Source organism: Gordonia sp. LMA484, assembly GCF_058129505.1.
On record NZ_CM176700.1, the window covers coordinates 6,357,190 to 6,377,735 of the forward strand.

The following is a 20,546-nucleotide window of genomic DNA, read 5'->3' on the forward strand; positions in this document are numbered from 1 at the left end:
CGCGACGGCGGCCGATGAACTCTGCGGTCGCGCGAGGTCTCACCCTTGTCCACACCGTCATGAGAGTCAGGGGAACCAATGAGCCAGCTGCTGAAAGTGCAGAACTTCACCGTGTCGAGCGACGGTTACGGCGCCGGTGAGAACCAGAGCCTCGAGCGGCCCTTCGGGCATGCCGATCCCGGAGCCCTGATGGCGTGGGCATTCCCCACCGCGAGCTGGCCGAACCGCACCGACCCCGGCGGCAGCCGCGGCCTGGACGACTTTCTGGTGCGCGACTTCGGTCACAACATCGGTGCCGAGATCATGGGGCGCAACAAGTTCGGGCCTCAGCGCGGGCCGTGGGAGGACCACGACTGGCTCGGTTGGTGGGGCGATGAGCCGCCGTTTCACACTCCGGTGTTCGTGCTCACCCATCACACGCGGCCATCGTTCAGCCTGTCCGACACCACGTTTCACTTCGTCGACGACGACCCGGCCACGGTCCTCGATCGGGCACGCGACGCGGCCGATGGCAAGGATGTACGGCTCGGCGGTGGCGCGACGATCATCCGCGAGTTCCTCGACGCCGATCTCGTCGACACGCTGCATGTCGCGGTATCACCGCAGATCGAGCTCGGATCGGGGACACGCCTGTGGGAATCACCGGAGGAACTATTCGATCGATTCCACTGCGACGTTGTGCCGAGCCCGAGCGGCGTGATCCACCATCTGTTCTGGCGGAAGTGACGGGAGCTCCGCGCGCGTCACCACCCCCGGCCTCTAAACCCTTCGTGACGGCCCTTCGCTAGCGCTCCGGGCCTCCTCAGGGGGCGGTAGTGGCGTGGGGGTGTCACCACCCGCTCCCTGAGGAGCCTCCGAGCTTGCGGGTGTCACCACCCGCTCCCTGAGGAGCCTCCGAGCTTGCGAGGATGCGTCACGAAGGGCAGCCCCTTCGTGACGGCCCTTCGCTAGCGCTCCGGGCCTCCTCAGGGGGCGGCAGTGGCGTGCGGGCGTTACCACGCGCTCCCTGAGGAGCCTCCGAGCCTGCGAGGGTGCGTCACGAAGGGCCAACGCGTGCGGCCCCTCCGCCAGTCAGGCTCGGCTCACAGATGCTGCTTCACATACCCCGCGGCATTGAGCGTCATCCCGTTGGCCGCATACAGCACGTGCAGGCCGTTGGGCTGGGCGGCCGGCGCGCCGTCGCAGATGTTGTCGCCGGGGATGCAGTAGCTGATCGTCTTGGCCCGATACTCGCGGTCGACGCGGATCGCGGGTGATCCGATGTCGCGCAGGAACCGGTCCGACGGGGGAGCGAACAGCACGACGGCCGCGACATTGTCGGCGACGTTGGCCGGCAGCGGCGGCGGCACCTGGTCGGAGTACTTGCTGTACTGCGCCGGGACGTCGATGCCGGTCGCGGTGGTGAAGCCTGCGACCACGGCCCCCTGGGAGTAGCCGCCGAGCACGATTCGGGTGTTCGGGCACGTGGCGGTCAAGTACTTGATCCGCTTCTGGGCGTCACGCACACCGGTCGTCACCGAATCGGCGATGGCGAGCCTGTCATTGAACTTGTCGCTCGCGGGATAGTTCACCCCGTAGCCGACGACGGACTTGCCGGGCAGCTGCGAACGAACCGCTTCCACCAGGGATAGGCCGGTCAGCCCCAGCGGTGGGGCGGGTTCAGCGGTGCCGCGCGCGAAGATCACCTCCACATCAGGGCAGGTGGCGGCCTTGGCCTGGGCATTCGAGAACATCAGCGAGCCCCCAAGTGCCATGGTCAGGCACGCCAGCGACACCATCAGACGGCGGGCGAATGTCGTTCCGGTCATACACGCACTCCTCGGTAGATACAGGTCGGTCCGGTGCTCACGTGTTGGATTCGAACGGCACCCTTTTCTGGATGGGTCGCTCGTCTACCGAATGTAGTGCGCATCGGACCGCTTTGGGGAGCGCTGTCTGCCAGTGTCTAGTGGATGAGCGAAGAGAACCATTCGACGATGGGGTCAATCGACGCGATGTTCGATCCGAGATGGGCGGAGCCGGCATACGACTGGTTGGGCAGTGTGACGCGCTGGACCGCGGCCTGCTGTCGGCGCAGCTGATCGATGCACCGATCGGTGTTGTCGGGTGTGACCTGCTCATCGTGCGGCACGGTGTAAAGCCGCAGCGGGATCTGCGAGTTCCAGCTATGGCACACGTCGTCGGCGACGCTCAGCGCTCGGGCAAAGCTGCCCGTTGGACGCCGCAACAGACTGAACCCGCGTGGCGTGAGCAACTCGTCCAGGGTCGCCGGCAGGCCGGCGAGCATGATCTGACCGGGGGTGGTGCCGTCGAAATAGCTGTCGACGTGGTCGGCGTACGGCTGTCGGAAGATCTCGGTCGGAGCGTCGTAGATTCCGCCGTGGAGGTGATTCCACGACGTGAAGAGGTAGGCGGTGTATGCAACTGCCAGCCGTTGGTCGACGTGCCCGTCGAGCATGGCGGGGATCTCGGCATCGCGGAACGCGTAGGCTCCGCTGACCGGTGCCACCGCGCGAAGCCGGAGGTCGGGGTCGGCGCCGTCGGCGAGTGCTCGGGCCAGCCCCAACGCCGCCGAGGCGCCTTGCGAGAACCCGGTGACCAGGACGTCTCCGGTCGTGTCGCGACCCAGCTGGTCCAGGAACCTTCGCGAGGCCTGCAGGAAGTCCAGCGAGGCCGACGTCTCCGACGGGACGTCCATCCACGGGTGGCGACCGGGCCCCTCGCCCAGACCGAGGTAGTCGGGAGCCGCGGCTGCAAAACCGCTCGCGGCGTACATGATCGCAGGGCCGGGACCCCACGCGTCCTGGGCCAGGGAAGGGGCGTCTGGTTTGTAACTCGTGGTTCCGTGCGCGTACGACACCAGCGTCAGCTCATCGCTGCTGCGGGGAACGGCCAGCAGCCCGCTGGCGGTGGTGGCCCGGCCCCGGGCGTCGACAGTCCGGTCACGATGCGATAGGTATCGACACCGAAGCGCACTGACGACGTGTCGAAGGATTCGCCGCCGAGCCAGGATCCGATCTGGGGTGCTGAGCGGGTCGCGAGTTCGGTTGTCGACACGATCGATCCGCGTCCGTCAGCGGCAGTCCCGTCCGATGCCGGGGCCGACGTCGTGCAGCCACTGAGCAGGCCGCACGACATGACCACGAGGGCTGAGGCGGTAGCCATCACTGCTGCCCGGATGGCCACGATTCGGCGAGCGCTCATGTGTTACATGTTTGGACACCCGCACGCCTCGACACATCGCTCTGCAGGGTGGGCCTCACCCCGGACTTTCGGGGGACCTGCAACGATGTCTTGCTCGTGGCGGCGGCTTGAGTTACTGCTGATCAAGCGGAGGGGCGAACCCACTCGGCCATCTTCAGCTCCTGGCGAAATATCGCAGGGAACAAACATCCGGCCACCAGGGTTGAGTCGGTCAGACTGAACTTTGGAGGTTAGATGACTGAGACATACTCAGTGCCCGTCCTGTTCGTTCCTGACCTGGTCGTCTTGCCCGGCATGGTGGTGCCGATCCCGCTCGACGACGCCGCTCAGGCGACGGTGGACGCGGCCCGGGCCAGCGAGTCCGGAAAACTGCTGGTCGCCCCGCGTCTGGACGACCGCTATCCCACCTACGGCGTGCTCGCGTCGATCGTCCAGATCGGCCGGATTCCCGGCGGCGGCACAGCCGTCGTCGTGAAGGGCGAGAAGCGGGCCCACATCGGGTCCGGCACCACCGGTCCGGGCGCGGCCCTGTGGGTCGAGATCACCGAGGTCGACGACCCCGAGATCACCGACGAGGTGAAGGCGCTGGCCGCCGAGTACAAGAAGCTGGTGCTGGCCATGCTGCAGCGTCGCGAGGCGTGGCAGATCATCGACGCGGTCAACAAGATGACCGATCCGTCCGACCTTGCCGACACCGCCGGGTACACGTCCTGGCTCACCGACGCCCAGAAGCGTCAGCTGCTGGAGACGCCGGACATCGCCGAGCGACTCACCCTGCTCACCGAGTGGACCGGCGAACACATCGCCGAGACCGAGGTCAGCGACAAGATCGCCGACGATGTGCGCAGCGGCATGGAGAAGCAGCAGAAGGAATTCCTGCTGCGTCAGCAACTCGCCGCGATCCGCAAGGAACTCGGTGAGGACGAACCCGACGGCGCCGACGACTACCGCGGTCGCGTGGAGACCGCCGACCTGCCCGACAAGGTGCGCGAGGCCGCGCTGCGTGAGGTCGGCAAGCTCGAACGCGCCAGCGACCAGTCGCCGGAGACCGGCTGGATCCGCACCTGGCTCGACACCGTGCTCGACCTGCCGTGGAACGTCAAGACCGACGACTCCACCGATATCGCCGGTGCCCGCGAGATCCTCGACGCCGACCACCACGGCCTCGAGGACGTCAAGGACCGCATCGTCGAATACCTGGCGGTGCGTGCACGTCGCGCCGAACGCGGCCTCCAGGTCGTCGGCGGCCGCGGCTCCGGGGCCGTCATGGTGCTGGCCGGCCCGCCCGGTGTCGGCAAGACGTCGCTCGGCGAGAGCGTGGCCCGCGCGTTGGGCCGCACGTTCGTGCGCGTCGCTCTCGGTGGTGTGCGCGACGAGGCCGAGATCCGTGGTCACCGCCGCACCTACGTCGGTGCTCTGCCCGGCCGGATCGTCCGCGCCATCGGCGAGGCCGGATCGATGAATCCAGTCGTGCTGCTCGACGAGATCGACAAGGTGGGCTCGGACTACCGCGGTGATCCGGCGGCGGCACTACTCGAGGTCCTCGACCCTGCGCAGAACCACACGTTCCGCGATCACTACCTGGATCTCGACCTCGACCTGTCCGACGTCCTGTTCCTGGCGACCGCCAACGTGGTGGAGAACATCCCGTCGGCGCTGCTGGACCGGATGGAGCTGGTCACGCTCGACGGCTATACCGAGGACGACAAGGTCGCCATCGCCCGCGACTACCTGCTGCCGAGGCAGGCCGAACGGGCGGCCCTGACCGCCGACGAGGTGACCGTGACCGACGCGGCGCTGCGTGAGATCGCCGCCGACTACACCCGGGAACCCGGTGTGCGGCAGTTCGAGCGGCTACTCGCCAAGGCGCTCCGCAAGGCCGCCACCAATATCGAATCAGGCAAGGCCACCACACCGGTCACGATCGACGAGCCCGACCTCAAGGAATATCTGGGGCGGCCACGGTTCACCCCGGAATCGGCCGAACGCACCGCGGTGCCCGGCGTGGCCACCGGCCTGGCGGTGACCGGAATGGGTGGCGACGTGCTGTTCATCGAGGCCAACTCGACGGACGGCAAGCCCGGACTGCAGCTCACCGGACAACTCGGCGACGTGATGAAGGAATCCGCGCAGATCGCGCTGTCCTATGTCCGGGCGCACGCCGAGCAGCTCGGTGTCGACCCGACAGCGCTGGACAAGACCATCCACGTGCACGTGCCCGCCGGCGCGGTGCCCAAGGACGGTCCGAGCGCGGGCGTCACCATGGTGACCGCGCTGGTCTCCATGGCGACCGGGCGAAAGGTGCGTGCCGAGGTGGGTATGACCGGTGAGGTCACGCTGAACGGTCGGGTGCTGCCGATCGGCGGGGTCAAGCAGAAACTGCTTGCCGCGCAACGCAACGGGCTCACGACCGTGTTCATCCCGCAGCGCAACGAGCCCGACCTCGACGATGTGCCGGCCGAGGTGCTCGACGCGTTGGAGGTCAAGCCCATGGTCGATGTCGCCGACATCATCGTGCAGGCGCTCGAGCCGGCGCAGGAGGCGAACGCTACGGCGGCCTGATCCGCACGGGCACAACGGCACACACGGCCGGGCGGTGCGTAGGAAGGTCCTACGCACCGCCCGTCTGTTGTGTTGTGCCGACTACGCGTCGCCCTGGAGCTGTGCCATCATGCCCATCGCATCCATGATGATGCGGCTCTCGCTCAGCTTGCCGTCCCGGAAACGATCCAAGGTCCAGGCCTCGACCGTCACCGATCGGCCTGTCGCCGGGATGCCGAGGAATTCTCCGCGGTGGGTGCCCGTCCACGTCGACCAGGCCGCCACGCGGTCGCCCTCGGCCACCATCTCGTGGACCGACCACCGCAGGTCGGGGAAGGCGTTGAACATCTGGGCCAAGAAGTCGCGTAGGCCGTCGCGCCCGGGGCCTTGGCCGGGCGGCGGATTCTGCTCGACGAAATCCTCGGTGACGATGTCACTGATCATCTCCAGATGCTGACCGTTGATGATCTCGTCGACGAAACGCCGGTCGGCGAGCTTGTTGGATTCGGCCAAACTGGTTGTCGCGGTGTGTGCTTCGGTTGAGGTGGACATCGATCTGCCTTTCGTGGGTTGTCAGAGCGGAAGTCTGTTGGCGAGGGCTCCGTGGCCCTCGGCACGGCCGGAGAGGGTGCGCGCGAACTCGATGGCGTCGATGCCGATCGTCGGTGCGCCGCCGTGGCCGGTGAAGCGGCCACCCGCGGGGCCCTCGAGGTCGAGTGTGAAGGGCTGGTCGTGGACTTCTGCCCACTCGGCCAGGATGTCCTCGACGATCCGTCCGTCGTGATCGGCGGTGGGCTGCAGCTCGAGGCCGGTTGCCCGCGCGAGGTCGACGCGATGCATCCAGGTGTCGCGGGTGAAGCCGATGTCGAACAGGTACCCGAGGGGCTTCCAGCCGAGGTCCACGCCGAGGGGGGTGCCGATCGGCAACAGCGGAAGTGCGCGAATGGGTGTGGGCATACGCGTTCGTGCCCGCAATGCGGCGGCGGAGTGCGTTTCCCACAGGTTCGCCAGTTCGTCTGTCTGCCAGCGGGTCCGGGCCCGTAGCTGTGCCTCGTTGAGGCCGTCGACCCAGTGTTCGCCACCGATCTCAGCGGTCAGTGGTCTCCCGGCCCGGACCTGCCGGAGGAATTCCAGCGGGTTGGCCTGCGCCTGGGCCGAGGCGATGACATGGACCACCACGTCTCGGGCCGTCCAGCCGTCACAGTCGGTGGCCTTCGCCCAGTCGTCGGGACCGAGGCGTCGAAGCAGTTCGAGCAGGCGCGCGTTCTCGGTGGCGGTGAGTTGCATCGCCTCGTCGTGGCCGATCCGCTTGATGTCTGTTGCGGGACGGGTGCTTTCGAACGAAGTCATTGTGTGGCGTCCTCTCGGGGGAAGTGGTCGACGACGAGCGCGACCATGGTCTCGACATGTCGGGTCCATCGGTCACCTCCGGGGTCGTTGGCGATCTGCTGGGCCCCGATGCCGGCTATGACGGCGGTGTAGGCATCGAGTTGGGCAGGCAGTGTCGCGCCGGCCGCGACAAGCAGGACCTGTGTGCGCCGTACCAGTTGCTCCGCCAACCGGTAGGAGGTCTCTGAGGGGACGAATCCGGGAATGGTGCGCTGGAACAGCAGCTGTTGGCGTGGCGGGTTGTCCACGACGAACTCGACGATCGTCTGCGACAGCCGCATCAGTTGCTCGCGGGCCGAACCGGCCGCGGGAACGGCATCGATCCGTGCGAGCAACTCCTCGTAGGCTTCGGCGAACATCGCGTCGAACAGATCCAGCTTCGACGACACATAGCTGTACAGCGATGGCTGCCGCATGCCCACGCGTCGGGCGACCTCGTGCAGAGTCACCGCACCCAGACCGCTCTCGTTCGCAATCGACCACGCGGCGTCGAGAATCTGCCGGCGTCGCGCGGCGCGCTTATCGAGTGTGAGTGGCGGCATCAGCGGCTCCTATCGTTGATAGGCATAGAACTATCATTGATAGACGATGCGGGAAAGTCAAGAGTCTGTGCCGTTCGGGTGGGTGCTGGATCGGCGGCTCTGATTCGGCCACATCGGCAGCAGCCGATGAGTGCGACGACGATAATCGGTACTGCGGTTTGTCAACGCTGCGCCCGGATCAGGTGAGCCTGCGACCCGCGCGGAACGGATGTCGAGGAGGTCCCATGACCGATCTACCCACCATCACCGACGAAGAAATGCAGACGAGTCTTCAGTACGCCCAGCCGTATTCCGTGGTCATCCTTCGGCCCGGCCCGAAGTACAAATCTCCCGAGGCCGAGGCGATCATCTGGGAACACGGCCGCCGCAATTTCGCGCTCCGGGCGGCCGGCGCCCTGTCCGTGGTGCTCCCGGTCCTCGACGATTCGGATGTGTGCGGTGTGGGCATCTTCGATCGCGACGTCGACACGACCACCGGACTCATGAACGACGACCCCGGGGTTCAGGCCGAAGTCTTCACCTTCGAGGTGCACCCCGCCCGGGGCTTCCCCGGGGATGCGCTGCCGCCGGAACCTGTCTGAGCCGTAGCCGTTGAACGGCGCGTATCAGATCTCGAGGTCCTCGAGAATGTTCATGAACACGGTGGCGTTCTCGTATGGCGCCCCCATCTCCGCCGGGTGGCGTCGACGAGCGCCTCACCGAATGTGTGGAAGTCACGGGTGTCCTGCTGGTCGGCCCCACGGTCATCAGCGTGTTCGGGCGATCGTCGGCTCGCGCCGCTGCCATCGCCGCCGGAGTCGTCGCGACGTCGACGGTGGTAGGCGCCGACCGCGTGGTGGCAGTCATCGCCGGTGAACATGTCACCGTGAACGTCGGCACGTATCGGGCCAACAAATCAACGAGATGCACTGTCCCGCAGGCCTTCCCGGCGCTGTATCGGTCGTCGTCGTACTCCAGGGCGCGATGGGACGCCACCGCGATCCTTCGCTACCCGTCGGCGGTAGGATCGATCAGTCGTCGCCGGTCGGGAAACCGAAGATGCGCGCGATCGCCAGGCGGATCAATTCCCGGGGGAAGTGTGTGGTCGCGATCAGTGTCTGCTGCTGGATGAGTCCGTCGATGAGCGCCACCACCAGTTCCGCCGACCGTTCCGGGCTGTCCGGTCCGAACGCCGCCACGAACGGCTCGGTGAACTCGATGAAGGCGCTGCGGTTGGCGTTCACCTGCTTGCGCAGTTCGTCGTCGAACTGGGCTTCCACGACCAGCGCGTGGCGCGCACTCACCACGCCCTGCCCTTCGGTGGACATCGCCTCGACGAAGTCGGTGGTGCAGTCGAGGATCATGTCGGTGGAGGAGTCGTTTCCGGCCGCGAGTATCGGGGTGAACGCCCGTATCGCGATGGCATACATCTGCTCGTACACCTCGGCGAGCGCGAGTGCCTGGAGTCGAGATCGGGTCGGTGCGTAGTAGTTGACCGAGCCGGCGGGCAGGCCGACCGCCTCGTCCACCGATCGATGTGTGAGTGCTCGCAGGCCGCCGGCGGCGATGACGTCGAGAGCCGCCCGCCCGAACCGCGCCTGCCGGTCAGTCATCGTCGGCTTCGATGTCACGACCCCGCCTTCCGAGGTCACAGGCCTCGCATCTGGAGACCGGGTCCATGCCCGGCTGATGCAGTCTAAACAGCGGTCGCTGGGTGTCGCATGACCGGAGCCGGGCAGTGAGATTTGACTCACATTGAGTGATATGAGCTCAACTTTGACCGCGAAATCGGGAACATTCTCCCCGATCGTCCCGTTGGACTCATCGAGAAACCTGAGTCGTGTAGACTCAACCCAGGTTGACTCCGGCTCGTTCTTTCAGTAGGACATGAGTCGGATGCACTGAGGTTCGGGTCCCGCGCGGGTTTCGAAGAACATCCGCGGTTCGTGCCAGACCGGCGCCGGACCCGGGCACGTACTTGGGTGCAGACCCATGAACTAGGAGGAACACATATGTCTCGTGCAGTTGGAATCGACCTCGGCACCACCAACTCGGTGGTCTCCGTGCTCGAAGGCGGCGAGGCCGCCGTCATCGCCAACGCCGAAGGCTCCCGCACCACGCCCTCGATCGTCGCTTTCGCACGCAACGGTGAGGTTCTGGTCGGACAGCCGGCGAAGAACCAGGCGGTCACCAACGTCGACCGCACCATCCGGTCGGTCAAGCGTCACATGGGCGAAGGCGACTGGTCCGTCGAGATCGACGACAAGAAGTACACCCCGCAGGAGATCAGCGCCCGCACCCTGCAGAAGCTGAAGCGCGACGCCGAGTCCTACCTCGGTGAGGACGTCACCGACGCGGTCATCACCGTCCCGGCTTACTTCAACGACTCGCAGCGCCAGGCCACCAAGGAAGCCGGCCAGATCGCCGGCCTCAACGTCCTGCGTATCGTCAACGAGCCCACCGCCGCCGCACTGGCCTACGGCCTGGACAAGGGCGAGAGCGAGCAGACCATCCTCGTCTTCGACCTCGGTGGCGGTACCTTCGACGTCTCGCTGCTCGAGATCGGCGACGGTGTGGTCGAGGTCCGCGCGACCTCCGGCGACAACCACCTCGGTGGCGACGACTGGGATCAGCGCATCGTCGACTGGCTCGTCGACAAGTTCAAGAGCCAGAACGGCATCGACCTGACCAAGGACAAGATGGCGATGCAGCGTCTGCGTGAGGCTGCGGAGAAGGCCAAGATCGAACTGTCTGCGTCGCAGAGCACCTCGATCAACCTGCCCTACATCACCGTCGACGCGGAGAAGAACCCGCTGTTCCTCGATGAGCAGCTGAGCCGTAGCGAGTTCCAGAAGATCACCTCGGACCTGCTCGAGCGCACCCGTGCGCCGTTCCAGGCCGTCATCAAGGACGCCGGCATCGCCGTCGGCGACATCGATCACGTGGTGCTCGTCGGCGGTTCGACCCGTATGCCCGCGGTGACCGAGCTGGTCAAGGAACTCACCGGTGGCCAGGAGCCCAACAAGGGCGTCAACCCCGATGAGGTCGTCGCCGTCGGCGCCGCCCTGCAGGCCGGCGTGCTGCGCGGCGAGGTCAAGGACGTGCTGCTGCTCGACGTGACCCCGCTGAGCCTCGGTATCGAGACCAAGGGCGGCGTGATGCACAAGCTGATCGAGCGCAACACCACGATCCCGACCAAGCGGTCGGAGACCTACACCACGGCCGAGGACAATCAGCCGTCGGTGCAGATCCAGGTCTATCAGGGTGAGCGTGAGATCGCCTCGCACAACAAGCTGCTCGGTTCGTTCGAACTCGGCGGCATCGCCCCTGCGCCGCAGGGTGTGCCGCAGATCGAGGTGACCTTCGACATCGACGCCAACGGCATCGTGCACGTCACCGCCAAGGACAAGGGCACCGGCAAGGAGAACTCGATCCGCATCCAGGAGGGCTCGGGCCTGAGCAAGGACGAGATCGACCGGATGATCAAGGACGCCGAGGCGCACGCCGACGAGGACCGTCAGCGTCGCGAGGAGGCCGAGACCCGCAACCAGGCCGAGTCGTTGGTCAACCACACCGAGAAGTTCCTCAAGGACAACGAGGACAAGGTGCCGGGCGAGGTCAAGGACAAGGTCGAGGCATCGATCGCGGAGGCTCAGGAGGCTCTGAAGGGCACCGACATCGCCGCCATCAAGGCCGCGATCGAGAAGCTGTCGACCGAGTCGCAGGAGATGGGTCAGGCGATCTATGCGGCATCGGCTGCGGAGTCGCCCAACGGTGGCGCACCGGAAGGTGAGACTGCCGGCGGCGACGACGTGGTGGACGCCGAGGTCGTCGACGAGCCGTCGAACACCGGGGACAACAAGTGACCGCTGGCGGGCCGGACGGCACGCACGCTGCCGAGGAACCGGTCACGGTGACCGATCGTCGTCGCATCGACCCGGAAACGGGTGAGGTGCGCGAGGATCCGGCCGCCGGACCGGGCCCGGCGGAAGCCGAGCCGGTTACGGATGCGGCGCCCGACGAGGGCGAGACAGCCGCCGACGTCGCCGACGAGCGGGTGGCCGAGCTGACCGCGGACCTGCAACGAGAACGGGCCCAGTTCGCCAACTTCCGGCGGCGGGCTGCCGAGGAGAAGCAGGGATCGGTCGCCTATGGCAAGCAGCTCCTCATCGACAAGTTGCTGCCGGTTCTCGACGACCTCGACCGTGCCCGTGAGCACGGCGACCTCGAGAGCGGACCGCTGCGCGGTGTCGCCGACAAACTGGCCGGCGCACTGGCCGGCGAGGGACTCGCCAAGTTCGGCGAACCGGGCGACGTGTTCGACCCCGAATTGCACGAGGCGGTCCAGCACGACGGTGAGGGCGCGGAGCCGGTCATCGGTGCCGTGTACCGCACCGGCTACCGGCTCGGCGAGAAGGTGATCCGTCACGCGATGGTCACGGTCACCGACCCGGTTGATACACCGAGCAATGCAACTGAACAGACTGGTGCACAATAAGCGCACCCTTCTCGATCCCTGAGGAGCGAGGAGCGCTGGTGACCTCCTCGCTCCCTGAGCGACCACCCGGTCCCTGAGGAGCGAGGAGCGCTAGAGCTGGCGACCACCCCGCTCCCTGAGGAGCGAGGAGCGCTAGGGCTGGCGACCACCCCGCTCCCTGAGGAGCGAGGAGCGCTAGGGCTGGCGACCACCCCGCTCCCTGAGGAGCGAGGAGCGCTAGGGCTGGCGACCACCCCGCTCCCTGAGGAGCGAGGAGCGCTAGAGCTAGCGACCACCCCGCTCCCTGAGGAGCGAGGAGCGCTAGCGACGAGCGTCACGAAGGGGCGCCCTTCGTGACGCTCGCAAGCTCGCTCCTCAGGGGGCGGGGACGCTCGGCTCGCTCCTCAGGGGGCGGGGACGCTCGGCTCGCTCCTCAGGGGGCGGGGACGCTCGGCTCGCTCCTCAGGGGGCGGGGACGCTCGGCTCGCTCCTCAGGGGGCGGGGACGCTCGGCTCGCTCCTCAGGGGGCGGGGACGCTCGGCTCGCTCCTCAGGGGGCGGGGACGCTCGGCTCGCTCCTCAGGGGGCGGGGACGCTCGGCTCGCTCCTCAGGGGGCGGGGACGCTCGCAAGCTCGCTCCTCAGGGAGGAGTGAACGACAACTGAACAAGGACAACTTCATCCAGACAATTGACATATCGAAGGAGGTGACGTCTGGTGGCTCCGCAGAGAGAGTGGTTGGAACACGACTTCTACAAGGACCTGGGCGTTGCTTCTGACGCTTCAGCTGAAGAGATCAAGAAGGCCTACCGGAAGCTCGCTCGCGAGCTGCACCCCGATGCGAATCCGGGTGACACCGCGGCCGAAGAGCGATTCAAGCGGGTGTCTGAAGCACACAGCGTGCTGTCCGATGCCGAGAAGCGCAAGGAATACGACGAGACCCGCGCCATGTTCGCCGGCGGACGATTCCGCGGCGGAGGCAACGGGTTCCCCGGGGGCTTCCCCGGAGGCGGGGGAACGACCTACACGACGTCGACCGGCGCCGACTTCAACATCGGCGACCTGTTCGGCGGGGGCGACGCGGGCGGCGCCGGCGGCGGATTCGGCGACCTGTTCGAGGGCTTGTTCAACCGCGGCCCGCGCAACTCGACGGCCACTCGGCCCAAGCGCGGCAACGACCTCGAGACCGAGACGTCGTTGTCGTTCAAGGACGCCGCGATGGGTACGACCGTCCCATTGCGGGTGACCAGCCCGGCTCCCTGTACGACCTGCCATGGCAGCGGCGCGAAGCCGGGCACCAGTCCGCGGGTCTGCCCGAACTGCAACGGTTCCGGGTTCGTGAGCCGCAACCAGGGGGCGTTCGGTTTCAGCGAACCGTGCCAGGACTGCCAGGGCACCGGGTCACGGATCGACGATCCGTGCTCGGATTGCGAGGGCACCGGCGTGAAGGTCCGCGCCCGCACCATCAATGTCCGCATTCCCGCCGGCGTGGAGGACGGCCAGCGCATTCGCTTGGCCGGCCAGGGGGAGGCGGGCCGTCGCGGAGCGCCGTCCGGCGACCTGTACGTCGTCGTGCACGTCACCGCCGACAAGGTGTTCACCCGCAGCGGCAACGACCTCAAAGTGCAGCTGCCCGTCAGCATCTCCGAGCTCGTGCTCGGTGCGACGGTGTCGGTGCCGACGCTCGACGGGACCGTCGGGGTCAAGATCCCGGCGAACACCACCGACGGCCGCACCCTGCGGGTCCGAGGACGTGGGGTGCCCAAGCGGTCCGGCGGCGCCGGTGACCTGCTCGTCACCGTCAAGGTGGCCGTACCGCCGAAACTGGACGACGCGGCCGCCGAAGCGATGCGGCAGTACGCCGCCGCGGAGAAGGCCGCCGGTTTCGATCCCCGCGCCGGGTGGGGGCGATGATGATGGCGCGCGACTTCGAGAACGAGAGTGCCGCGACGTTCCTCATCTCGGTCGCCGCCGAACTCGCCGGCATGCATGCGCAGACACTGCGCACCTATGACCGGCTCGGTCTGGTCACGCCGCAACGCACGAGCGGCGGCGGCCGGCGCTACTCCACGCGCGACGTCGAACTGCTCCGCGAGATCCAGCGCCTGTCCCAGGAGGAGGGTGTGAACCTCGCCGGGATCAAGCGGATCATCGACCTGAGCAATCAGGTCGACGCGCTCCAGCAGCGGGTTCGTGAACTCCAGGCCGACCTCGACAGCGCGTCCCAGCGGCGTGGCGGCGAACTGGTGCCGGTACCACGGACCAGCGCGCTGGTGGTGTGGCAGCCGCGGCGCAAGCGTAAAGCCGACTGATCGGCGACATCGCCCACCCGCTACCCTGACTCGGGACGAAACGTCGCCGGAGACAGGACTGAGGACATGGCCGAGACGAAGGGCGCCCATTTCGGGGGCGGCTCGCCCTCGGCCGGGTCGGTGCTCGGGATCTCCGTCGTCGAGGATCAGGTGGCCTCCATCGTCCGTGGCCCAGACGGCGAGATCATCGCCACCAACCTGGTCGAGCTGCCCGATCCGTCGGCACAGAGTTCGGAGACCGCGATCCACGAGCTCGTGGATTCCGTGCCGTACGAGATCGATCGGATCGGTATCGCCTGTGCGCGGCCGGCCACGCAAAGCTATCTGCAGTCGAATCTTTCGCCCGGGACGTCTCGGCCTGGCTGGTACGACAAGGTTCTTGTCACCGACTCGCCGAGCGCCCTTGCCGAGGCGGCCCGCGCGGTGGTCGCCGGCCGCGGCATCATCGCCGTCGTCGACCTGGACCGCGCGGCGGTCCCGTCGCCGGGATCGTCGGTGGTCACACTGGACTCGGCGACCGGCGAGGTGCTCGGCACGGCCGAGTTCGCCTACGGTTCCCCCGGTCCCGTCACCGATCCGGCCCATGCCAGTGCTGTCGCCGACGCGGTGGTGGCCGCACCCGGCGGTTCGTCGGTGACGTCGGTGGTGTGTACCGGCCCGGGGGCGGAGGTGCCCGGCGCGGCGTCGGCCCTCGAGTACGCACTGGCGCGCCCGGTCACGGTGGCCCACCAACCGGCGCTCGCCGCTGCCGTCGGTGCGGCCACACTCGCGGTGCGACCCGCTGCCGCGGTGCGCGGAGCGTCGTCGAACCGTCGCTGGTGGCTGATCGGCGCAGCGATCGTGGCGGCCTTGGCCCTCGGCGCGATCGCAGCGTCGGCCGTCTTCGCCGGGGTCGACGCTGCCGACGAAGACGCGGCCCCGACGTCCACGGTCACCGAGACCGCGCCACCGACGACCGTGACCCGCACTGCCGAACCGGTGACACAGGTCCGTACCGAGGTGGCGACCACGACGGTGCGCGCTCAGCGGGAGACCGTCACCGAGACGTCGACGGCCACCGAGACCGAAACCGAGACCGAGACCGCCACCGATGCGCCGACCGTCACCGTCACCGAGACGACGACGGAGACCGTGTTCGGCGGCGGCCCGGGCACCACCTACGGCCCGCCCTGACGCGAAGACGCTCTGTTCGTTCCCCTGGTATCGGCAGGTCCCCCGCCGGCTGGTGGAGAGTTTGGCGATACCCGGGGGAGGAAGCTCGGACCGTCAGCCGACCGGGTCGTGCTGGATCATGCTGGCCCGCGCACCGGCGATGAGCAGTCGGCGACGGGTCGTGTCGATCATCTTCGCCGACCCCGCGATCAGGACCTGATGGTCATCCCACGGGCCTGACCCGGCGACCACCTCGGCCAGGGTGCCGATCCGGTGCTCGATCCCCAATGCCTCCGGCGTCGCCATCGACGTGATCCACCACGGATCGGCAGTCTCCTCCGACACCGCGGTCACCGTCAGCCACGGATTGGTCGCCGCGATCCGACGCAGCACCGCGAGGTCATACAGCTCGCCCGGGTACCGCATCCCATAGAAGATGTGGGTGGGCGGCGAGTCGGCCCGTTTCGACATCTCGATCAACAGCGCTCGCAGCGGCGCCAGGCCCGTCCCGCCCGCGACCATCAGCACCGGCCGCTGCCGGTCGACGTGCAGCGTGCCGTGGCCCTGAGCGAAATACCAGACATCGCCGGGCCGCGTCTCACCGACGATCGCGGAGCTCACCGTTCCTCCCTGCACGGCACGGACATGGAACTCGAGTTCGCCCGCCGGGTTCGGGGGGATGGCAGGGGACAGATTGCGCCACACCTTCGGGCGTTGCGGAACCTGAACCTCGAGGTACTGGCCGACGTCGAACCGAAGCGGCGCGTCGGTGCGCAGCCGGACCACCGCCAGGTCACGGGTGATGCGGAACTTCTCCACGACCTGCGCCGACCACAACGCCGGATGGGGCGCGGTTTCGGCGGCTCCGCGCATCACCCCGGTGGTCAGCATCATCGCCTGCGTCACCGTCTGCGCCGCCTCGTCGTCCCAGTAATCGCCGAGGATCGCGGCGAACTCGGCGATCAACGCCTGGTAGATGAGGCCGTAATGCTCGGGCCGCACGCCGTACTTGCGGTGGTCACGGCCGAGTTGCGCCAGGAATTCGATCAGCTCCTGATGCCCGGCTTCGCTCGGCACGACGTCGAGCACATGGTCGATCACCCGGAAGAACGCATCGCGCTGACCCGCCATCACGGCCGGGAAGAGTTCCCGGAGGTCCGGGTCGATGGAGAACATCCGCGTGTAGATGTTGGTGGAGAAGCGGTCGGGGTCGCGATTGATCAGGTCACGGAGGTGATGCAGCGTGTGCCGAGAGTGACTGGCCACGTCGCACTCACCTCCCCGTTGATCCGTTGTTCCGCGTCGACCCGATTATCCCGAAAGACTCTAGTCACCCTAACGGTCGAGCGACGGTGACTTACGATCGATCATTCGATGTCGGGTCCGCGTCAACTGTGGCAATCTCGGGTAGGTGAGCTCGCTCGATGGCGTGATTCCGGGCATAGTCGATGCCCATCTGCACCAGTGGAATCCGCGGAGCACACCATGGGCGGCGAACCGACTCTCGCGGCTGTATCGGTTCGTCCCGTCGTTCGGGGACCGGGTGTTCCCGATGGTGGTGTCGCAGGCGGACCGCGAATACGTGCTGACCCCGAGCACGGTGGCGCGGGTCTATGAGCCGATGCAGTATCTGGCCGACGCAGTCATGGTTCCGCCGATTGCCGGCGTTCGGGTCGACACGGTGGTGCACATGGAGTCGCACTGGCGCGGCGACGACACAGCCGGCGGTTCGGAGTCCCCGGCGGGCCGCTCGGCGGTCGAGGAGACCCGTTACGTGGTCGGGCTGCCGTTCGGGCTCGGGTCGGCGCCCCGTCTCGGCGCGATCGTCGCGCATGCCGATCCGCGCTCCGAAAGGTTTCCGGAACTGCTCGACGAGCACGCCGCGCTCACCGACCGCATGCGCGGCATCCGGTGGATCACCACGCGCCACCCGGACCCCAAGATCCGCAACGGCGCGGACAGCGACGGCATTCTCGCCTCGACCGCCTTTCTGAAGGGTTTCGCCGAGGTCGCCGAGCGGAAGCTGGTCTTCGACGCCTTCGTGTACTCCCATCAGCTCTACGATGTGGTGACCCTGGCGCGCGAGTACCCGGAGGTGACCATCGTCGTCGATCACATCGGCGCGCCCGTCGGGGTGTTCGGTCCGGTCGGCGCACGGACCGGGGCGACGGCGGGGGCGCGCGCCGACATCCTGCGCCTGTGGCGCGAACGGATGATCACCGTCGCCGCCTGCCCCAACGTGATGGTCAAGCTGTCGGGTCTCGGACTGCCCGTGCTCGGCTACGGGCGCGAACGGTGGGGCAACGTCGGCAGCCGAGGCACACTCGCCGAGATGATCGGACCTCTCGTCGAGCATGTCCTCGGCCATTTCGGCGCGGACCGGGTGATCTTCGGCTCCAACTTCCCGATCGACAAACCCAACGCGTCGCTCGACATGATCATCGGTGCCCTCATCGACCTGATCTCACCCCGCGGCGACTATGTGCTGCGGAAAGTCTTCCGAGAGAATGCGTTGCGGGTGTACCGGATCGAGGAGTAGCTGCCGACCCATCCGCTGATCGAGTGGTCGACGCCCACCCGCTGATATCGAGTAGTCGACGCCCACCCGCTGATCGAGTAGCCCCACCCGCTGATCGAGTGGTCGATGCCCACCTGCTGATCGAGTAGTCCGAGCCGCCAGGCGAGGGCGTATCGAGATCCGGTGGTGGTCTCGATTCGGTGCCTCGGCTGGCGCCTCGGCGCCTACTCGACCAGCGGTTGGGCGTATCGAGATCCGGTGTGGTGGTCTCGATACGGTGCCTCGGCATTCACCCGAACGAAAGGTGGCGCGAAGCGCTCACCGCGTCCACCACCCGCGCCTCCGTGCCGGTTCGGGCACCGGGACATCCCGCAACGCACGCCGGATGATGTCGGTGAATTCCGCACAGGTGTCATAGCGATCGGCAGGGTTCTTGGCCAGCGCCTTGACGAACACCGAGTTCAACGACGACGGCAGCCACGGATGAGCCTTGGTCAGCGCGGGCACCGGATCGTGGAGATGGGCGTAGGTGATGGCGAACGCAGTCGCCCGCGGAAACGGTGGATCGCCTGTGAGCAGCTCGAACATGCTCGCGGCCAGGGCATATTGATCGGTGGCCGGGGAGAGCCGTTGTGCGGTCAGCAGTTCCGGGGCGGCATAGGCGATCGACCCCTGGACCCGGCCATTGCGTGCCAGGGGACGGGCGTCGTCGAGCAATTGGGCGATCCCGAAGTCGGTGAGCACGGCGCGCGTGTGCTCGGCGCTCGTGGAGACCATCACGTTTGCGGGTTTGACATCTCGGTGCAAGACCTCGCAACGATGGGCGTAGTCCAAGGCCGCGGCGATCTGCTCACCGATGTCCGTGATCGTCGCGACCCCGGCCTCGGTCGGGTGGTGGGTGATCAGTTCGTTCGCCGACGTTCCGTCGATGAACTCCATCGCCATCCACAGAACCGTTGCCGGCGTGCGGTTCTCGTCATCGACGTCCGCGGCGTCGATCTCGCCCCGCGAATACATGTCGACGATGTGTGGGTGATCGAGGAGCGTGGCGATGGTGAACTCCCGATCGAAGCGTTCGCGCATGCGCTGCTGGTCGTTGGGTCGCGTGTGCAGGACCTTGAGCGCGACCGGATCGGGATCATCACCCCGATGGGCGCGGTAGACCTCGGCGCTGCTGCCGCTGCCCAGGTAGCTGTCAATGGCGTAGCCGCCCACCAGGTCACCCGCCCCGAACACAACGTCAGGGTAGTCGGGCCAGGAACGATCGGCGCGGTGGCGGGTGGTCACCCCGGCGCGGCCGGTATCCCGGACCTGTGTCGAGCGCGACGGCCAGTGTTTCTCCGCGTCCTGGATGTACCCGTTCATATCGCTCACCCAACCCATTTTGCCCGGTCAGGGCGGTTGAGAACCTCAGGTTCCCGGAGGCGGCGGTCCGCCGCGCCCACCGGGTGGACTCGGCATCGGTCCTCCTGGGCCGCCGGGCATGCCCGGCCCACCCGGTGGGGGCGGACCCACCTGCTGCTGGTTGTCGGCTTTGGATGCGACCCCGACGGTGATGTCGATGGTCATGCCGTCGGCGGGTCTGCCGGTGACCGTGGCCAGCTCCGCATCCCAGCCGTCGCCGAACACATTGTCCGACGCCAACGTCACGTGCGACAGATTGGTGATGCTCTGGGCGTAGGCGCTGTCGTGGTCGAACACCGCATCACACGCATCCTGCGGCAGCGCGATCTGCGAGGTGAGTCGCGCATCCGATCCGGCCACGGCCTGCTCGAGCGAATCGAACACCTCGAAGTGAATGTGTGGCCAGCGACCCGCGTAGCAGGCCGGGAAGATCGACGTGAAACGGACCATGCCGTCGGCGTCGGCCACTTGGACTCCGCGCAGGTAGTTCTGGTCGGCGGCGGCCTGGCTGTACATCGAGTAATTGCCGTCGCGGTCGCAGTGCCAGACATAGACCGCCATGCCCTGCCCCGGTGTGCAGTTGTCGACGAGATCCTTCAGCCGAATGGTGATGGTGGCCGGCACGCCCTCCGCCGTGCCCGAGGCGTCGCCGAAGCTCGACCGGATGTCACTGCGCACGATGCCCGAGGCGATCAGGATGTTGGGTCCGTTGCTGCCGTCTCCTGGATAGGGGCCCGCGGTCTCCTCGGGAGCGGCGGGCGCGCAGCCCTGCGCCGTGCCCGACGCATCGGTACCGGCGCTCGACGTAGACGCCGACGACGTGCCCGACGAACCGCCGGACGAGTCCGATCCGCACGCCGCCGCGGTCGTGGCCACGGCACCGGTGGCGAACAGGGCGAACATGCGTCGCCGGGTCAGCGACTGCAGATCGAACCGCAGTCCCCGGTCGTGGTCAGGTGGTTCAGGCGGCATGTGAGTGACGGTACAACCCGACACTTCGGACATCGAGCAGATGAGCTGCGGGGTTGCT

Annotated in this window: 19 protein-coding genes; 9 read left to right on the forward strand and 10 right to left on the reverse strand. The window is 67.3% G+C overall.

Going from position 1 to position 20,546, the window contains the following annotated elements:
- Positions 1 to 78: 78 nt before the first annotated feature.
- Complete coding sequence (locus AC4AMJ_RS28245; RefSeq protein ID WP_489916267.1) at positions 79 to 726, forward strand: dihydrofolate reductase family protein; 648 nt, start codon at positions 79 to 81, stop codon at positions 724 to 726.
- A 356-nt stretch (positions 727 to 1,082) separates the two neighbouring features.
- Here the strand turns inward: AC4AMJ_RS28245 and AC4AMJ_RS28250 are convergent, their stop codons facing one another.
- From AC4AMJ_RS28250 to AC4AMJ_RS28260, 3 genes are all read right to left on the reverse strand, one after another.
- Positions 1,083 to 1,808, reverse strand: coding sequence for a cutinase family protein (locus AC4AMJ_RS28250; protein ID WP_489916269.1), 726 nt, complete (start codon positions 1,806 to 1,808; stop codon positions 1,083 to 1,085).
- Between the two features lie 137 nt (positions 1,809 to 1,945).
- On the reverse strand, positions 1,946 to 2,860 hold the full coding sequence (locus AC4AMJ_RS28255; protein ID WP_489916271.1) for a hypothetical protein: 915 nt from the start codon (positions 2,858 to 2,860) through the stop codon (positions 1,946 to 1,948).
- A 5-nt stretch (positions 2,861 to 2,865) separates the two neighbouring features.
- The gene (locus AC4AMJ_RS28260) at positions 2,866 to 3,204 is read right to left on the reverse strand and encodes a hypothetical protein (RefSeq protein ID WP_489916273.1); all 339 of its coding nucleotides are present in this window, start codon (positions 3,202 to 3,204) and stop codon (positions 2,866 to 2,868) included.
- A 234-nt stretch (positions 3,205 to 3,438) separates the two neighbouring features.
- Between AC4AMJ_RS28260 and lon the strand changes: the two genes are divergently transcribed.
- The gene (gene lon, locus AC4AMJ_RS28265) at positions 3,439 to 5,766 is read left to right on the forward strand and encodes an endopeptidase La (RefSeq protein WP_489897794.1); all 2,328 of its coding nucleotides are present in this window, start codon (positions 3,439 to 3,441) and stop codon (positions 5,764 to 5,766) included.
- Between the two features lie 81 nt (positions 5,767 to 5,847).
- Here lon and AC4AMJ_RS28270 read toward each other — a convergent pair whose 3' ends face one another.
- The 3 genes from AC4AMJ_RS28270 to AC4AMJ_RS28280 are packed head-to-tail and all read right to left on the reverse strand — an operon-like array spanning position 5,848 to position 7,676.
- Entirely contained in the window at positions 5,848 to 6,297 is a 450-nt protein-coding gene (locus AC4AMJ_RS28270; RefSeq protein WP_489916274.1) for an ester cyclase, read from the reverse strand.
- 21 nt (positions 6,298 to 6,318) lie between these two features.
- Complete coding sequence (locus AC4AMJ_RS28275; protein WP_489916276.1) at positions 6,319 to 7,095, reverse strand: maleylpyruvate isomerase family mycothiol-dependent enzyme; 777 nt, start codon at positions 7,093 to 7,095, stop codon at positions 6,319 to 6,321.
- Entirely contained in the window at positions 7,092 to 7,676 is a 585-nt protein-coding gene (locus AC4AMJ_RS28280; RefSeq protein ID WP_489897791.1) for a TetR/AcrR family transcriptional regulator, read from the reverse strand. Before AC4AMJ_RS28280 ends, AC4AMJ_RS28275 begins: the two co-directional genes overlap by 4 nt.
- A 224-nt stretch (positions 7,677 to 7,900) precedes the next feature.
- Between AC4AMJ_RS28280 and AC4AMJ_RS28285 the strand changes: the two genes are divergently transcribed.
- Positions 7,901 to 8,257: a hypothetical protein gene (locus AC4AMJ_RS28285; RefSeq protein WP_489916278.1), complete on the forward strand. Its 357-nt coding sequence runs from the start codon at positions 7,901 to 7,903 to the stop codon at positions 8,255 to 8,257.
- Positions 8,258 to 8,686: 429 nt separating this feature from the next.
- Here AC4AMJ_RS28285 and AC4AMJ_RS28290 read toward each other — a convergent pair whose 3' ends face one another.
- Entirely contained in the window at positions 8,687 to 9,286 is a 600-nt protein-coding gene (locus AC4AMJ_RS28290; protein WP_489897788.1) for a TetR/AcrR family transcriptional regulator, read from the reverse strand.
- 381 nt (positions 9,287 to 9,667) lie between these two features.
- Here AC4AMJ_RS28290 and dnaK point away from each other — a divergent pair, with 381 nt between their 5' ends.
- The 5 genes from dnaK to AC4AMJ_RS28315 all read left to right on the forward strand — a co-directional run bounded on the left by dnaK (position 9,668) and on the right by AC4AMJ_RS28315 (position 15,615).
- Positions 9,668 to 11,521 (forward strand): molecular chaperone DnaK, encoded by a 1,854-nt coding sequence (gene dnaK / locus AC4AMJ_RS28295; RefSeq protein WP_489897787.1) that lies wholly within the window; start codon positions 9,668 to 9,670, stop codon positions 11,519 to 11,521.
- Positions 11,518 to 12,153, forward strand: a complete 636-nt coding sequence (gene grpE, locus AC4AMJ_RS28300; protein ID WP_489897786.1) for a nucleotide exchange factor GrpE — start codon at positions 11,518 to 11,520, stop codon at positions 12,151 to 12,153. The genes dnaK and grpE overlap by 4 nt, the downstream gene beginning before the upstream one ends.
- Positions 12,154 to 12,847: 694 nt before the next feature.
- Positions 12,848 to 14,044, forward strand: a complete 1,197-nt coding sequence (dnaJ, locus tag AC4AMJ_RS28305; RefSeq protein ID WP_489897785.1) for a molecular chaperone DnaJ — start codon at positions 12,848 to 12,850, stop codon at positions 14,042 to 14,044.
- Entirely contained in the window at positions 14,044 to 14,442 is a 399-nt protein-coding gene (locus AC4AMJ_RS28310) for a heat shock protein transcriptional repressor HspR (protein WP_489901070.1), read from the forward strand. Before dnaJ ends, AC4AMJ_RS28310 begins: the two co-directional genes overlap by 1 nt.
- Positions 14,443 to 14,508: 66 nt before the next feature.
- Positions 14,509 to 15,615, forward strand: a complete 1,107-nt coding sequence (locus AC4AMJ_RS28315; protein ID WP_489916280.1) for a hypothetical protein — start codon at positions 14,509 to 14,511, stop codon at positions 15,613 to 15,615.
- A 93-nt stretch (positions 15,616 to 15,708) separates the two neighbouring features.
- On the opposite strand, the gene AC4AMJ_RS28320 is transcribed toward AC4AMJ_RS28315, so the two are convergent.
- A complete protein-coding gene (locus AC4AMJ_RS28320) occupies positions 15,709 to 16,860 on the reverse strand; it encodes an FAD-binding oxidoreductase (RefSeq protein WP_489916282.1) in 1,152 nt (383 codons plus the stop codon).
- 145 nt (positions 16,861 to 17,005) lie between these two features.
- Here AC4AMJ_RS28320 and AC4AMJ_RS28325 point away from each other — a divergent pair, with 145 nt between their 5' ends.
- Entirely contained in the window at positions 17,006 to 18,133 is a 1,128-nt protein-coding gene (locus AC4AMJ_RS28325) for an amidohydrolase family protein (protein WP_489916284.1), read from the forward strand.
- A gap of 297 nt (positions 18,134 to 18,430) precedes the next feature.
- Here the strand turns inward: AC4AMJ_RS28325 and AC4AMJ_RS28330 are convergent, their stop codons facing one another.
- Together AC4AMJ_RS28330 and AC4AMJ_RS28335 are read right to left on the reverse strand one after the other, a co-directional pair.
- The gene (locus AC4AMJ_RS28330; protein ID WP_489918538.1) at positions 18,431 to 19,348 is read right to left on the reverse strand and encodes a serine/threonine-protein kinase; all 918 of its coding nucleotides are present in this window, start codon (positions 19,346 to 19,348) and stop codon (positions 18,431 to 18,433) included.
- 174 nt (positions 19,349 to 19,522) lie between these two features.
- Complete coding sequence (locus AC4AMJ_RS28335) at positions 19,523 to 20,488, reverse strand: intradiol ring-cleavage dioxygenase (protein WP_489916286.1); 966 nt, start codon at positions 20,486 to 20,488, stop codon at positions 19,523 to 19,525.
- Between the last annotated feature and the right edge of the window lie 58 nt (positions 20,489 to 20,546).

Bases quoted from the DNA above. Each gene is read 5' to 3' on its own strand.
- AC4AMJ_RS28245 (WP_489916267.1), top strand. From the start codon at position 79: ATGAGCCAGCTGCTGAAAGTGCAGAACTTCACCGTGTCGAGCGACGGT.
- AC4AMJ_RS28250 (WP_489916269.1), bottom strand. From the start codon at position 1,808: ATGACCGGAACGACATTCGCCCGCCGTCTGATGGTGTCGCTGGCGTGC.
- AC4AMJ_RS28260 (WP_489916273.1), bottom strand. From the start codon at position 3,204: ATGAGCGCTCGCCGAATCGTGGCCATCCGGGCAGCAGTGATGGCTACC.
- lon (WP_489897794.1), top strand. From the start codon at position 3,439: ATGACTGAGACATACTCAGTGCCCGTCCTGTTCGTTCCTGACCTGGTC.
- AC4AMJ_RS28270 (WP_489916274.1), bottom strand. From the start codon at position 6,297: ATGTCCACCTCAACCGAAGCACACACCGCGACAACCAGTTTGGCCGAA.
- AC4AMJ_RS28275 (WP_489916276.1), bottom strand. From the start codon at position 7,095: ATGACTTCGTTCGAAAGCACCCGTCCCGCAACAGACATCAAGCGGATC.
- AC4AMJ_RS28280 (WP_489897791.1), bottom strand. From the start codon at position 7,676: ATGCCGCCACTCACACTCGATAAGCGCGCCGCGCGACGCCGGCAGATT.
- AC4AMJ_RS28285 (WP_489916278.1), top strand. From the start codon at position 7,901: ATGACCGATCTACCCACCATCACCGACGAAGAAATGCAGACGAGTCTT.
- dnaK (WP_489897787.1), top strand. From the start codon at position 9,668: ATGTCTCGTGCAGTTGGAATCGACCTCGGCACCACCAACTCGGTGGTC.
- AC4AMJ_RS28310 (WP_489901070.1), top strand. From the start codon at position 14,044: ATGATGGCGCGCGACTTCGAGAACGAGAGTGCCGCGACGTTCCTCATC.
- AC4AMJ_RS28315 (WP_489916280.1), top strand. From the start codon at position 14,509: ATGGCCGAGACGAAGGGCGCCCATTTCGGGGGCGGCTCGCCCTCGGCC.
- AC4AMJ_RS28335 (WP_489916286.1), bottom strand. From the start codon at position 20,488: ATGCCGCCTGAACCACCTGACCACGACCGGGGACTGCGGTTCGATCTG.